This window comes from Flavobacterium branchiicola (assembly GCF_018383905.1).
GTDB classification, from domain to species: Bacteria; Bacteroidota; Bacteroidia; order Flavobacteriales; family Flavobacteriaceae; genus Flavobacterium; species Flavobacterium branchiicola.
The window spans coordinates 112,948-128,763 of the sequence record NZ_JAGYWA010000004.1 but is presented as its reverse complement, the minus strand read 5'-3'; the positions used below and the strand labels follow the sequence as shown (position 1 = coordinate 128,763).

Here is a 15,816-nt window from a genome sequence, read left to right as displayed (position 1 = left end):
TAATAAAAATAGGATTTTTTTGCTTAAAAAAAATGAATTCCAAAAAATAATAACAGGGGAAAATGAACAAAAAAAAGCTCCAAATATATAACCTATTTGGAGCTTTCACGATATAACCAACCTATTAAAATTCTTTTAGATAACTGTTCCTTTTAAAGTAAGCACTTTTGGAGCAGTTTCGGCACTTGTTGTAACAGTAACTGTTTTTGTAAAAGCACCTTTGTTTGCTGCATTATAAGTTGCAGTAACTTTTGCTGATTTACCAGGTAAAATTGGCTCTTTTGTGTAATCTGTAGCTGTACAACCACAAGATCCCTGAACGTTTGTAATAACTACAGCTGTTTTTCCTGTATTTTTAAATTCATAAACAATTGCTTTTGGAGTTCCCTGAGGAATTTGTCCTACATCAATTGTTTCTGCTTTCCAGACAACTGTTGAAGCGGTAGTTTCTGAAGTTTTATTTTCTGAAGCTAACGATTGAACCGGAGCAATTGCAGAAAAAGACATTAGGCCTAAAGCCAAAGCTAACATAGAAATTTTGATCATTTTCATAACGGATATATTTAAAATGGTTTATAGTTCAATTTTGATATTACAAAGGTAATTCAGACAAAATCAAATCACTGTTAACCGGTTTCAAACGTTTGTTAATGACTTGTTAATCGCTTATTTTAGCCTTAAAAATGCTTAATATTACACTTTTAAAATGCCTTTTTCTTGAAAATCAATAAACTCAATAGTATTATCCTTTTAGGATTATTAGCCATAATTAGTATTCTGGTAGCGCAATTACTGTGGACTAAAGAAGCTTTTACTTTAGAACAAAAAAAACTGAGTCAAAAAGCTCATATCGCTTTACTTGAAGTAGCAAAAAAATTGTATGAAGGAACGAATCATGAACTTCCGGTGCAAAATCCGGTTCAGAAGATTGCAAACGACTATTATATTGTAAATGTTGATAATGAATTTGAACCCGATATTTTAGAATTTTATCTCCAAACGGAATTCAAAAAAGTGAATATTACCACAGATTTCGAATACGCGATGTACAATTGTCAAAGCGATGAAATGATTTACGGTGACTACATTTCCCTTTCGAAGAAAAAAGCAGAATGCAAAAAAACCGTTTATTTCCCTAAACATAAAAATCTGGTTTATTATTTCGCCGTTCGTTTTCCAAATGAAACGACTTATTTATTCAGTTCAATGCGTTTTTGGTTCATACTTTCGACTGCTTTGATTCTGATTTTACTAATTTACGTTTATTCGATTTTTACTTTATTACAACATAAAAAATATTCAGAATTACAGCGTGATTTCATTAATAATATGACGCATGAATTTAAAACACCATTGTCTTCTATTCTCATTGCTTCAAAATATTTGATTGAGCAGAACCCGATAAAAGAAGACAAAAAACTTTTTACTTATACCGATATTATTATCAATCAAAGTAATAAGCTAAACAGCCATATTGAGAAAATTCTAAATATTGCGAAATCAGAATACACGCCTTTAGAACTCAAAAAGGAGAATATTTTGATTATTCCGATAATTGAAGAAGCGGTCTCTAATATTAAATTAAAATATCCTGAAGCTTCTATAAAAATTGAAACTTCTTCGAATGAATATTTACTGGAAACGGATGGGTTTCATTTTGCTAATTTGGTTTACAATTTACTGGACAATGCGGTGAAATACTGTAACAAAAAACCAGAAATTACTATTAAATTCACAGAAGCAAACAATTGTTTGAAATTAGAATTTATTGATAACGGAATCGGAATTACTCCTAAGAAAATATCTTTTATCTTTGATAAGTTTTATCGCGTTCAAAACGAAAAAAGTAATGAAGTAAATGGTTTTGGACTTGGTTTGTATTATGTAAAAGAAATTTGTACACTACAAAACTGGAAAATAAAAGCTGAAAATAATCCTGAAAGCGGCATTACTGTAACTTTGTCAATTCCTTACAAAAAATGAAACAATTCAAGATACTTTATACCGAAGATGATGAAACTTTAGCCTTTTTGACTAAAGACAATCTGGAACAAAACAATTATGAGGTTGTACATTGTTGCGACGGACAGATGGGGCTGGAAACTTTTAAAAAAGAGAGTTTTGATATCTGTATATTTGATATTATGATGCCCAAAATGGACGGTTTTGATTTAGCATCAGAAATTAGAAAACTGGATACCGATATTCCAATTATTTTTCTTTCGGCAAAAACATTAAAGGAAGACCGTATTAAAGGCTTGCGTTTAGGTGCCGACGATTATTTGGTGAAACCTTTTAGTATTGAAGAGTTAATGCTGAAAATTGAAGTTTTCCTGAAACGTTCTCAAAAAAATAATAAAGTCGAAAAATCAGTTTATGAAATCGGAAAATATCAATTTGATACTAAAAATTTCATCCTTTTTAATACCGACGAAAAAATTGGACTAACCCAACGCGAAGCTGAACTGCTAAAACTTTTCCTTGACAATAAAAATTTAGTTTTAAAAAGAGAACAAATTTTAACCGCACTTTGGGGAACAGATGACTATTTTATGGGAAGAAGTCTTGATGTTTTTATTTCTCGTCTTCGTAAGATTTTAACAAACGAAAAAGGCATTTCAATTGAAAATTTACACGGAATTGGGTTTCGGTTTTCTGTTGAATAATAACATCCTATTTTCTAATACAACTGAAATCTCAAATATTAACAATTCTGTTAAAAATAAAGAAAAATCTGTAAATGCATTTTAGAAAATCTTTGTATTTTTAAGTTCTAATTTAGTCTGATATGAAAATACATCATTTGCGAAATGCTACCTTAGTAATTGAAACAGATCAGCATGTAATTTTAGTTGATCCGATGTTAGGAAAAAGAAAAACGATTCCTCCTTTTACAATTTTTCGTTACAAACCTAAAAGAAATCCGCTTGTCGCTTTACCCAAAAACAGCAGAGAAATTTTAAGTAAAGTAACACATTGCTTAATTACACATTTACATCCGGATCATATCGACAAAGCAGGAGAAGTTTTTTTAAGACGAAAAAGCATCGCCGTTATTTGCAGTACAAAAGATGAAAAAGAACTTTCAAAGAGAGGTTTAAATATTGTTCAGACTATTAATTACTGGGAACCACAACCCTTTCTTGACGGAAAAATTATTGGAATTCCGGCTCTTCACGGTTATGGTTTTGTTGCAAAATTAATGGGTAATGTAATGGGATTTTATATCGAACTTGCCAATGAAAAATCTGTTTACATTAGTTCTGATACTATTTTTACAGATGACGTTCAAAAAGCATTAATCGAACTCAAACCAGATATTGCAACTGTGGCCTGCGGTACAGCAAGATTAGATTTTGGACAACCTTTATTAATGCGAATGAATGACATTTTGAAATTTACTGCGCTTGCCCCGGGAAAAGTTTTTGCCAATCACCTCGAAGCTTTAAATCATTGTCCGACCACTAGGGAAGAATTAAAAAAAGCTCTTTTAGAAAATGACCTTTTATCTAAAACTGCGATTCCAAATGATGGATCTGCGGTTGAATATTAGTTTATAAAACTAATAAACCAAATTCACGTAAAGTATTTACCGGCTTTGAATACCAAAACAATTCGAAATCCTCCAGTGAAGTTTCGAAATCATTTTTCACTTCCTGAAAAGTGTAATTTTTAACTCCAGAAACCGAAATATTGCTCAAAATCGATTGCAGCCATTCGCCTTCGTCTTTGCTGGTTTGAACACTAAAGCTTTCTTTTTTATCATGAAAAGTCAAAGACATCATTTCCCAGCTTCTGCCTTTTTTTGATTTTATAAAAACCTCTGTCGAAGGTTTTCCGCCAAGCCAGACCACTTTCGCATTTGGTTTTGTATTGAAATCATTTTGTTCCTGCAACGCATCAAAAATAAAATCGGGATGAATTTTTGTTTTCGGAATTTTAAAATCGAACCAATCTTGTAATTCGTAATCAAAACAAATTCCGTGCATAAAATTAAAAAGCGACTTCTTTAATCCGAAACTAAATTTATCGTGATTGATTCCTGTCGAATCGCTATATTCAATATCATTATTGGCAAAAGTTCCAATAACTTCTGTTTTCTTGGTAACACCAAATTTCTCCGGATACAATCCAACCGGACTATGAGCCGTAAGCGCAAATTGATGCCAAAACCCTGATTGTAAAACTCCGGCCTCAAATAATTGGCGAACCATTTCGAGACTGTCAATAGTTTCCTGAATGGTTTGTGTTGGATATCCGTACATTAAATACGCATGAACCATCACTCCGGCTTCAGTAAAATTTCGGGTTACTTTTGCTACCTGTTCAACTGTAACACCTTTGTCTATTAATTTCAATAATCGATCTGAAGCTACTTCTAAACCACCTGAAACAGCAATACAGCCAGAAGCTTTCAGTAAAAGACATAAATCTTTAGAAAAACTTTTTTCAAATCGAATGTTTGTCCACCAGGTTACAGCCAATTTTCGTTTTAAGATTTCAAGTGCCAAAGCGCGCATTAAAGCGGGCGGTGCAGCTTCATCTACAAAATGAAATCCGTTTTGTCCTGTTTTCTCTATTAATTCTTCTATTCGGTCACAAAGTAAACTTGCCGCTACGGGTTCGTAGACTTTGATATAATCTAATGAAATATCACAGAAAGTACATTTTCCCCAATAACAACCATGTGCCATCGTCAATTTATTCCAACGCCCGTCACTCCACATTCTGTGCATTGGGTTTACAATTTCGATAACCGAAATATATTTATCCAAAGGCAAATCTGAGTAATCGGGAGTTCCTACATATGCTTGCTTATAATCGTGTTTCAGAGAATTGTTTTTGTAAACGACTTCGCCGTTTTCCAATAAAAAAGTTCTTTTATATAACTTCTCGCCCCTCGACTCCGCTCGGGATGACAAATTATCAACAAGTTCCTCTATTGGAACTTCTCCATCATCTAAAGTTATAAAATCAAAGAATTCAAAAACACGTTTATCCGAAAGCGAACGTAATTCTGTATTTGGAAAACCGCCACCCATTGAGATTTTAATTTCAGGATGGTTTTGTTTTACCCATTGCGCACATCGAAATGCACTGTATAAATTCCCCGGAAAGGGAACAGAAATTAAAAATAAAGTAGGTTTTATGACTTCAATTTTAGCTTTTAAAAGTGATATTAAAATCGAATCAATATAAGTTGGTTGTTGCTGTAAAGCTTCATACAATTCATCAAAAGAATTGGCGCTTCGTCCCAAACGTTCTGCATATCGGCTAAAGCCAAAATTTTCATCGACACATTCAACAATAAAATCGGAGATATCCTCCAGATATAAAGTCGCTAAATGTTTTGCTTTATCCTGAGTTCCCATTGTTCCAAAAGCCCAGTCGAGTTCTTCTAATTGTGCAAAACGAGAAGCCTCGGGCAGAAAATCTTCCTGACAAATCTGCAATGCCAATGTTGGATTCTTCCCTTGTAAAAACTGAATTACAGGATCAATCGTTTTTATGTATTCATCCTGCAAAGCAAAAATTCTTTTAGAATTATCTGAAATTTCGGCATTCAAAACTTGAAACCTGAAACCTGACCCGAGGCTGGAAGCCGAATTGGCGGAGCAAACTTCAAACAAATCGATAAGTCCTTTTTTCGAAAACAATTCCAAAATGACATCAATCCCCAAATCGGCCTGAACCGATTCTATATTTTTAGTATTAAGAAAACCTTTTATATACGCCGTTGCCGGATACGGTGTATTCAGTTGCGTAAATGGAGGTGTAATTACAAAAAGTTTCGTTTTCAAAAGGGAATTATTTTTTTGCAAAAATACGGGTTATTGTGGACTTTTTAAGGAAAAGATTTTAGTCTGGTTTTAGAATGGTTTGATGCTTAAAATTTTGGTTTTGCTTTGTAGATATTTAATTACATTTGCGAGAAACCAAATTATCCTGATGAACCAAAAATTACTTTTTATATTTTTAATAATTACCGTCCAGTTATTTTCTCAAAACAAGAATCAGGCTATTGGTTTTAAAGAAAATAAAGGTCAGATTAGGGATCAAAAGGGAAAGACAAATAATGACGTAAAATATCTATTAAATTCAAATGGATTAAATGTTCAATTAAAGACAAACGGTTTTTCTTATGATATTTATGAAGTAAAGAAAACTCCAAATCCACACTCTCATACATCAAAAACGCTTCCGGACAGAATTCCAGAGAAGGATAACACAGAATATGATTTAGAATATCTGTTTCATAGAGTTGATATTGATTTTGTAAACTCAAATTCAAAAGTTGAATTTATAACAGATCAGGAATCAAAAGATTTCGACAATTATTATAATGTACCCAATAAACCTGAAGGAATTATTGGCGTACATCAATATAAACAGATTACTTACAAAAATATATATCCAAATATCGATGTTGTTTTTACAATACCCCAGGATCTAAAAAAAGTTGTTGAATATAATTTTGTGATTCATCCAAAAGGAAAAATCTCCGACATTCAATTAAAATTTAATGGAGCCGAGACGAATTTAATCGATAATAAAATCCAGATGAATGTTCGCTTTGGAAAAATGGAAGAAACGCTTCCTACGAGTTGGATCGAAGAAAAGGGAAACAAAAAGGAGATAGCTGTTACATATAATAAAATTAAAAAAAACGTTTACGGTTTTAATACATCAAATTCTATAAGGGGAAAAACTGTTATTATTGACCCAGTACCAATTAGATTATGGGGGACTTATTACGGTGGTGCAGAGTTTGATTATGGCAACTCAATTTTTACAAAAGATGATTTTGTCTACATGGCTGGAGTAACTTATAGCAAAAATAATATTGCTTCAAATGGAGCTTTTCAAACATCATTAACTGTGAGAGCTGATTTCGATGCCTTTTTTGCCAAATTTAATCCTGATGGAACAAGAGTATGGGGAACATATTATGGTGGGAGTTACATGGATCAAATTTTTAAAATTAAAGTAACAGATCTGGATAATATTTTTATTGTCGGTAAAAGTTTGAGTCCTACCAATATTTCTACTCCATTAAGTCATCAACCTGTTAAAAGTCGGTATTTTGATGGATTTATTGCAAAATTCGATTCTAATGGTATAAGAGAATGGGGAACCTATTATGGTGGCTTAATAAATGAATCCATAAATAGTATATTAATTGATTCCAATGAAAACTTTTATATTTTCGGTGAAACTAGTAGTAAGGAGAATATTTCTACGCCTAATTCTCACCAAATTAATGCCGGAAATTTAATCAATGATACCCCAGATGGGTTTATTGCTAAATTTAACACGAGTGGAATCAGACAGTGGGCTACATATTACGGAGGAAGCGATATAGATGGCATTCTTGATGCCGAATTTGATTCAGACGGAAATATTATTGTTCTTGGATCTTCAAGAAGTAACAACAATATATCGAGCGTAAATTCTTATCAGGAAACAAACCACAAATTAGATGGCTTCTTAGCAAAATTCACACCCAATGGAAATAGAGTATGGGGAACATATTTTGGAGGAGAAGGTGATGATTATTTTGCTAATATAGGTTTAGACTCTAATGACAATATTTATAGTTTCGGAGAGACAAATAGTCTATTAAACATTAGTAATTCAGGTGTTTTTCAAGAAAATTTTATCCAAAATGCGCTATCGAAAAGTGGTTGCATCTATAAATTTAATCCTGACGGTTACAAAATTTGGGGATCATACTTTTTCCCAGAAACATTAGGTGGATCTGTTACTAAAAATGGTTCTCTATATTTTACTGGCAGAGATGAAGGTGGATTTTCTGTAACACCAAACGCATATCAGGAAAATAAAAATACGGGAACAGAATCTTATCTCGTAAAATTTAATACCGATGGGCAAAGAGAATGGGCAACATACTTTGGCGGGGAAATGGCAGATAATGCTCTGACCACATATGTAGACAACAAGTCAAATATTTATCTTGCAGGCGCAACAAACAGTTCAACCAATATAGCAACTCCAGATACATATCAACCGAATCTTTACCCTAGAATTAATAGTTATACCCCTAATACTGCTGATGCTTTTTTAATAAAATTCCAAGATTGTCTTTCAAATCCAATGGCCACCAGCAACTCCCCAGTCTGCATTGGCAAAGCACTAGAACTAAAAGCATCTGGAGGAACAAATTATTCCTGGACAGGCCCAAACGGATTTACATCAACTGACCAAAATCCAACTATATCAAATGCTACGGCGATTAATAGTGGAGAATATCGCTGTACAATTACTGGAACACAAGGTTGTGATGATACTAAAAAAATTAATGTTGTTATTGGCGACATAGAAGCTCCTGTTCCAGATCTAGCAACTCTACCAACCATAACTGGTGATTGCAATACAATTGTAAATATCGTTCCAACTTCTACAGATGTTTGCGCAGGTGCAATTATAGGCACTACAACAAATCCATTGTCATACTCATTGCCGGGAACCTATATCATCGTTTGGAATTATGATGATGGAAACGGAAATATTTCACATCAAAATCAAACGGTTACAATTATAAGTCAACCTTTGCCAACTACAAATTCCCCTCAATCATTCTGTATTCAGCAAAATGCAACGCTGAACAATATTTCGATAACAGGGCAAAACATTAAATGGTATGATGCATTAACTGCAGGATCACTTTTACCAAATACTACTTTACTTCAAAATGGTAAAACTTATTATGCATCGCAAACTGTAAATGGTTGTGAGAGCGAAAGAACTTCTGTAAGCATTGACATTCAAAACACTCCGGCTCCAACAGGAAATACAAACCAGCAAATTTGTAGTGGAAACAATCCAACACTTGAAAACCTTGAAATTACCGGAGCATCAATAAAATGGTATAATGCACTTACAAATGGCAATTTACTTACTGAAGCGACAAATCTCGTTGACGGAAAAACATATTATGCTTCGCAGACTATAAATACTTGCGAAGGTCCAAGATTAGGAATTACAGTCTCAATCGTAAACATGCCATCTGCACCAGTCTTAAATGGCAATACAAAATTCTGTAAAAAAGAAAATACAAAATTGAGTGACATAATAATGCTTGGACAAAACATAAAATGGTACGATACAGCTTTTTCTGCATCAACCTTACCAAATACCACCTTATTAGAAGATAACAGAACCTATTATGCATCACAAACTATTGGTTGCGAAGGCGACAGAACACCAGTTTTAGTTCGGGTTTACAATACCGAATTACCAACAGGAAAAAACAATCAGGAATTTTGTATTGATCAAATTGCAACCATCGAAGACCTTAATATAAACGGAACAAATCTTAAATGGTATGACGCCGCATCTAGCGGTGACATTCTTGTAGAAACAACTTTATTACAAAGCCGTATTTATTATGTCACACAAACTCTTAATAATTGTGAAAGTGAGAGATTTGCCATCACCGTAAAAGTACAAGACACTCAAAATCCAATTGCTGATTCTCCTCAACAATTCTGTATTCAGAAAAATGCAAAAATTAGCGATATCAAAATCAACGGACAAAATACAAAATGGTACGAAAGCAGTTCTTCGTCAATTACTTTAGCTGAATCAACTTTGCTTGAAAACGGCATCACTTATTATACTTCGCAAACCATTAACAATTGCGAAAGTGACAGAATACCGGTAACAATAAATATCCTGGAAGCTACAACAGGAGACTGTATCAATTTTGTTGAAGAACTTCCGTATCCGAAATTCTTCACTCCAAACAATGATTCTTTCAATGATTACTGGACAATAGATTTTGCTTATTTAGCTCCCAATACAGGAATTAGAATCTATGACCGATATGGAAAACTTATCAAAGAATTAGGCAAAAACACTTCTTGGGATGGAAATTATCTTGGTGAAGAACAACCTCCATCTGATTACTGGTTTGTTGTGACCCGATTAAATGGAAAAGAATACAGAGGGCATTTTTCTTTGAAACGATAATTAACTCAAAACAAAAAGGTTCGCTAATGCGAACCTTTTTGTTTTTACAACTTTATAAAATAACGTATAACTAATGTCACCAGAACAACTATAACTTTTACCATCGTCAATAATTAATTGATTTATAAACTTCCTTTCTTTTTGAGACTTTTGAATTTTAAATAAGAATAAGCAATGGGTGCAAGTGTTATACTAAAAACAATTATCAGAAATACTTTAGAGAAAATAGCACTTTCGAAAACTAAGCTTCCTAAAATGACGATTAAGCCTCCTATAAACCAAATTTTACCTGCAAATAGATGCGTTGTTTTCCATACTTCCTGATGCTCTAATGTCCACGGAGTTTTAATTCCTATAAAATAATTGGGCTGTATTACTTTAAAATAATTCCCCAAAATCATAAACAAAGCGCCGCAAAGTGCGAATATAAAACTTGGGCTGGAAATAGATTGACTTTTAGTACTGTATATAATAAATAAAGCCAAAATTGACATAAAAAGAACCAAGACAAATTTAAGCTGATACAATTTTCCTCCCATCAAAGACATTCTCTTCTTGGGATCAATTTTCGTAATCCTAGACATAATTACATAAGTTAAAACAGGAAGGATAAAAAGCATAGCAATCAAGGTAAGTTTATTTCCCCATCCATCTATTTCTCCACTTGAATTCCAATGTATAGGAACTCTTTCAGGAAGACTGTTCCAAACTGTTGCTAAATAAATAAAGGGAATCAAAACAATTCCAATTAAAGGGAGCTCTTTTTTAAATTCTAGATTCATTTTTTATTTTTTAAAAGTTAATATCCATTGCAAAACATCTTCCATTATGGTGGTATTGATGGCGTAAATGATGAATTGCCCTTTTTTTTCAGACGTAATTAAGTCTGCACGTTTCAAAATATCTAAATGATGTGAAATACTTGGTTTGGAAATATTAAAAGCATCGGCAATTTCTCCGGCAGATAAATCTTTCTGTTTTAAGAGTTCCAGAATTTCTCTTCTGGTCGCGTCATTTAATGCTTTAAAAATATCGTTCATTACATTTATATATTTAGACAAATATCTAAATACTTTTTTAACTGACAAAAAAAGCAGCAATTTTTTATGTTGCTGCTTTATATTCGATCTAAAAAATGAATCAAAATTTATGTTCTTCTTTACTTATGACAAAAAATGAAATTAATGAAATAAGTGCTGCTGATGTCAAATAGAAGCCCACATAGCTTACATCATAAGTCTTTGCCAGCCAAATTGCAATCATTGGCGCAAAAGCAGCTCCAAGAATTCCTGCTAAATTAAAAGTCAATGAAGCACCGGAATATCGAACATTGGTTGGAAATAACTCTGATAAAAATGTTCCTAAAGGCCCATAAGTAAATCCCATTAAAGCCATACCAATACAGGCGAAAGTCGTAACTAAAGATATATTTCCGGTCTTTAAAAAGTACGAAAAGAAAAAACCAAAAATAGCGATTGCTGCTGTGGCCAAAATAAGCATTTTACGACGTCCAATTTTATCAGCCACTACAGCAGAAACCGGAATAAAAATTGCAAAAAACAGTACAGAGAAGAGTTGTATTAATAGTCCGTCTCTTTTAACGATTCCTAAATCTGAAGTTGCCCAGCTTAATGTAAAAACAGTCATTAAATAAAAAACCAAAAAAGTTGTTATTGCAGCAAATGTTCCAAAAATCAATTGATTTTTATAGGATTTAACCAATTCCAAAAACGGTACTTTTACTTCTTCCTGTTCTTTTTTTGAATTTTCAAACGAAGGTGTTTCTGTAATTTTTGTACGGATATAAAAACCAACTACAACCAAAAGTGAACTCGCAATAAATGGAATTCTCCAGCCATAATTCATAAAATCTTCATTACCCATCGAATCGGTTAAGAATAAAAAAGTACCACCGGAAAGCAACAATCCAATTGGGGCTCCTAGTTGCGGAAACATTCCGTACCAGGCCCGTTTATTTGGCGGCGCATTTTCAATAGCCAGTAAAACAGCACCTCCCCACTCGCCTCCTAAACCAACACCTTGTCCAAATCGACATAACATCAACAATAATGGAGCCGCAACACCAATACTGGCATAACTTGGCAAAAAACCAATTGCAACTGTAGAAATCCCCATGGTTAACAATGCTGCAACCAAAGTAAATTTTCGTCCAATTTTATCTCCATAATGGCCAAAAAAAGCAGAACCTAACGGACGTGATAAAAAAGCAATTGAAAAGGTAGCTAACGATTCCAGCGTTGCCATTGTCGAATCTGCACTTGGAAAAAATAATTGAGGAAAAACCAATACTGCTGCATTGGCATAAATATAAAAATCAAAAAATTCGATTGTGGTGCCTATTAAGCTTCCAAAAAGAACATGTTTTAAGGAGTTCTTTTTATTTGGGTCATTTTTCATGTAAAACTGATATAACTTCTTTTTCGATTACAAAAATAGAATTTCGTTATTAATAATTCACATTCAAAACCAATAGTTTTAAAACACTTGTTCTTTTTAACAAATTATATGCATTTTACATCAAATACATTTATTTCAGAGCCTAAAATAAAAACCTCATTTTATGACCTTTAAAAGAAAAAACAAAAATCAAATCATAAGCAATCGTTAAAAGCATTTTTAACTGCATATTTTCATTAAATTTACAGCTATCAAAAATAAATCTAAAATTATGCCTACCGACTGTATCAGCTATCAAACTTCAGGATATTTCTCGACCTTGATACAAGATTATTTAGATCAAAAAAACAGCTTACAATCTTTATACAATCATTTTCCTACCCTGGAAAATTTTGAAAAGCAAATCACCGAAAAGGAATTGAATTTTGATGCCAACAACAGGATTCCTTTGGTTCAGACTTTAAAAAAGCAATATCAAAATATCGAAATTTCAGATTTAACGAAACAAAATATTGAACTTTTAGCTTTAGAAAATACATTTACAATTACAACCGGACATCAGTTAAATTTATTTAGCGGTCCCCTTTATTTCTTATATAAAATTATTTCGACCATTAATTTAACCAAAGAATTAAAATCGAAATATCCAACCTATAATTTTGTTCCGATTTACTGGATGGCAACAGAAGATCATGACTTTGAAGAAATTAATTATTTTAATTTTAAAGGGAAAAAGTTTAGATGGAACAAAGAAAGTACAGGTCCTGTTGGAAGGCTTTCCACTGAAGGTTTGACCGAATTTTTTGAAATTTATGCTGCTGAATTAGGTTCAAGCACAAATGCAAATACTTTAAAAAATCTTTTTGAAGATGCTTATCTAAAACATGATAATCTGGCTGATGCAACACGTTATTTAGCCAATAGCTTATTTTCTGCTTACGGTCTGGTTATTTTAGATGCTGATGATGCTTATTTAAAACGTGCTTTTATCCCTTATATAAAAGAAGAATTAGAGAATCAGACTTCTTATAAAGCAGTCCAAAAAACAATTGAAGAGCTAAAAGATTATACCATTCAGGTAAATCCTCGTGAGATTAATTTATTTTATATTGAAGATAATCTTCGGGAAAGAATCATTTTTGAGAATGATAAATACATCGTTAACAATACTAAGATTTCATTTTCTAAAGAAGAAATTTTAAAACTACTGAATAATAATCCGGAGAAATTTAGTCCAAATGTAATTATGCGTCCTTTATATCAGGAAATTATACTTCCCAATTTATGTTATATTGGCGGAGGCGGAGAAATTGCATATTGGCTGGAATTGAAATCCTTCTTTGATGCCGTAAACATTACTTTCCCTATACTTTTAGTTCGTAATTCTGTTTTGTTAAGCACAGAAAAACAAGCTCAAAAAGCAGATAAATTAGGATTAAGCTGGCAGGATTTATTTACTAAACCCGCCAATTTAGTGAATGCTATTACACATAAATTATCCCCTTTCCCTATTGATTTAACACCGCAAAAAGAGATATTGGAAAAACAATTTGAATATCTTTACGAACTGGCGAATCAAACCGATAAATCATTTTCGGGAGCTGTAAAAGCGCAGGAAATAAAACAGAAAAAGGGTTTAGAAAATCTTGAAAAGCGATTACTAAAAGCTCAAAAAAGAAAACTAAGTGATCTGTTACAACGTGTAACAGATTTACAATGTGAATTGTTTCCGAACAATAGCTTACAAGAGCGTCAAAGCAATTTTTCTGAGTTTTATCTAGAGAAAGGCGATCAACTGGTTCCGCTTTTATTACAAAAGCTAAAACCTTTAGAAATGAATTTTAACATTATAACCATTTAAAAAAAATAAAAAATCAGCCACCAAATAGGTGGTAAAAAAAACGTAATAATTCTGAGAAACAAATAACCACCTTCTTCTCTCGATTTTTACAGATTAAACCAAATAGCGATTTTTATATTATTAACTAACCAATTTACCCAAAATCAATGGTAAAAGAACGCTTAATTTCGCTAGATGTCTTTCGTGGACTAACAATTTTATTAATGACTATTGTAAACAATCCGGGAGACTGGGGACATGTTTACGCACCTTTACTGCATTCCGAATGGCATGGCTGTACGCCAACCGATTTAGTTTTTCCATTTTTCATATTTATTATGGGTGTTGCAGTTCCACTCGCAATGCCGGATAAATTTTATGATGGCACTACTTTTAACAAAATTCTGGTACGTTCCTTACGAATGCTTTGTTTGGGGATTTTCTTCAACTTTTTCGGAAAAATTCAGTTATTTGGACTTGAAGGTATTCCACTTTTAATTGGTCGTTTAGCCATTACAATAATGGTTGGCTACGCATTAATGGGAAGTTTCAGTTCAAAAATCAAAAACATTCTGGCTTTTTCTATTTTACTTGTCTATCTCATTTTAGCTTATAGTGGCATCGAAGCTTATCATGATGTACGATTACCAGGCGTTTTACAACGAATCGCAGTTGTTTATTTTGTTGTTTCCCTACTTTATTTAAAGACCAGCCAAAGAACACAAATTCTTACCGGAATCTTTTTATTATTAGGATATTGGGCGATCATGACTTTAATTCCTGTTCCGGGATTTGGAGAGGCGAATCTGGACAAAGGAACCAATTTAGCTTCCTGGGTTGACAGCATTTTACTTAAAGGTCATATGTACCGCGAAACTCTAACATGGGACCCGGAAGGAATTTTAAGTACAATTCCATCAATAATAAATGGTATTATTGGTCTTTTAATTGGACAATTACTACAACTTAATACAACAAAAATTCAAAAAGCACAAAAAATGGGTATCGCAGGAACTCTACTAATCTTTTTTGGCTTAATGTGGGATATCGTTTTCCCAATAAACAAATCACTATGGACAAGTAGTTATGTATTGTATACGACAGGATTAGCAACAGTATTTTTAACGATATTATATTTCGTAATCGACATTGCAGATTACAAAAAAGGCTTCAAACCATTTTTAATCTGGGGAGTCAACCCAATGATTGTTTTCTTTAGTTCACAAATCATTCCGCAGGCCTTGGTAATGATACAATTTCAGAATCCACAAAATCCGGAAGAACAAACCAATCTTTTAGATTACTTATATCGTTTTTGGATTGCGCCATTTTTTACCAATCCAATGACAGCCTCACTTGCTGGCGCTTTAGTTTATGTGGGGATCTGGACATTTATTTTATGGATATTCTATAGAAATAAATTAATATTTAAAGTTTAATTGGTTTCATTATATATGGAGAGACGCACAACTGTGCGTCTTTTTTTTGTCATTATCATTTTCACTTTAATAACCTCTCTTTTATTACTAATACGGTATAATGACAAAATTTAATCAAAAACATTA

The 15,816-nt window shown here is 32.7% G+C and carries 11 protein-coding genes; 6 read left to right on the top strand and 5 right to left on the bottom strand.

The annotated features are described in order from the left end of the window. Window positions 1-135 precede the first annotated feature (135 nt). Entirely contained in the window at window positions 136-552 is a 417-nt protein-coding gene (locus KHA98_RS10635) for a DUF1573 domain-containing protein (RefSeq protein WP_213257909.1), read from the bottom strand. 165 nt (window positions 553-717) lie between these two features. On the opposite strand from KHA98_RS10635, the gene KHA98_RS10630 reads away from it, so the two are divergent. From KHA98_RS10630 to KHA98_RS10620, 3 genes are all read left to right on the top strand, one after another. Next, window positions 718-1,983, top strand: coding sequence for a sensor histidine kinase (locus KHA98_RS10630; RefSeq protein WP_213257908.1), 1,266 nt, complete (start codon window positions 718-720; stop codon window positions 1,981-1,983). Then, entirely contained in the window at window positions 1,980-2,666 is a 687-nt protein-coding gene (locus KHA98_RS10625; RefSeq protein WP_213257907.1) for a response regulator transcription factor, read from the top strand. The genes KHA98_RS10630 and KHA98_RS10625 overlap by 4 nt, the downstream gene beginning before the upstream one ends. Window positions 2,667-2,788: 122 nt before the next feature. Continuing rightward, on the top strand, window positions 2,789-3,553 hold the full coding sequence (locus KHA98_RS10620) for an MBL fold metallo-hydrolase (RefSeq protein ID WP_213257906.1): 765 nt from the start codon (window positions 2,789-2,791) through the stop codon (window positions 3,551-3,553). A 1-nt stretch (window position 3,554) separates the two neighbouring features. On the opposite strand, the gene KHA98_RS10615 is transcribed toward KHA98_RS10620, so the two are convergent. After that, entirely contained in the window at window positions 3,555-5,801 is a 2,247-nt protein-coding gene (locus KHA98_RS10615) for a B12-binding domain-containing radical SAM protein (RefSeq protein WP_213257905.1), read from the bottom strand. A 148-nt stretch (window positions 5,802-5,949) separates the two neighbouring features. Between KHA98_RS10615 and KHA98_RS10610 the strand changes: the two genes are divergently transcribed. Then, entirely contained in the window at window positions 5,950-9,993 is a 4,044-nt protein-coding gene (locus tag KHA98_RS10610; protein ID WP_213257904.1) for a DUF7948 domain-containing protein, read from the top strand. Window positions 9,994-10,115: 122 nt separating this feature from the next. Here KHA98_RS10610 and KHA98_RS10605 read toward each other — a convergent pair whose 3' ends face one another. From KHA98_RS10605 to KHA98_RS10595, 3 genes are all read right to left on the bottom strand, one after another. Continuing rightward, entirely contained in the window at window positions 10,116-10,775 is a 660-nt protein-coding gene (locus KHA98_RS10605) for an SdpI family protein (RefSeq protein ID WP_213257903.1), read from the bottom strand. Window positions 10,776-10,778: 3 nt separating this feature from the next. Continuing rightward, window positions 10,779-11,033, bottom strand: coding sequence for an autorepressor SdpR family transcription factor (locus KHA98_RS10600; protein ID WP_213257902.1), 255 nt, complete (start codon window positions 11,031-11,033; stop codon window positions 10,779-10,781). A gap of 100 nt (window positions 11,034-11,133) precedes the next feature. Continuing rightward, a complete protein-coding gene (locus KHA98_RS10595; RefSeq protein WP_213257901.1) occupies window positions 11,134-12,411 on the bottom strand; it encodes an MFS transporter in 1,278 nt (425 codons plus the stop codon). A 271-nt stretch (window positions 12,412-12,682) separates the two neighbouring features. On the opposite strand from KHA98_RS10595, the gene bshC reads away from it, so the two are divergent. Both bshC and KHA98_RS10585 read left to right on the top strand, forming a co-directional pair. After that, window positions 12,683-14,272 (top strand): bacillithiol biosynthesis cysteine-adding enzyme BshC, encoded by a 1,590-nt coding sequence (gene bshC, locus KHA98_RS10590; RefSeq protein WP_213257900.1) that lies wholly within the window; start codon window positions 12,683-12,685, stop codon window positions 14,270-14,272. Between the two features lie 146 nt (window positions 14,273-14,418). After that, window positions 14,419-15,690 carry an acyltransferase family protein gene (locus tag KHA98_RS10585; RefSeq protein ID WP_213257899.1) on the top strand — a complete coding sequence of 424 codons (1,272 nt, stop codon included), beginning with the start codon at window positions 14,419-14,421 and terminating at the stop codon, window positions 15,688-15,690. Window positions 15,691-15,816: the final 126 nt, after the last annotated feature.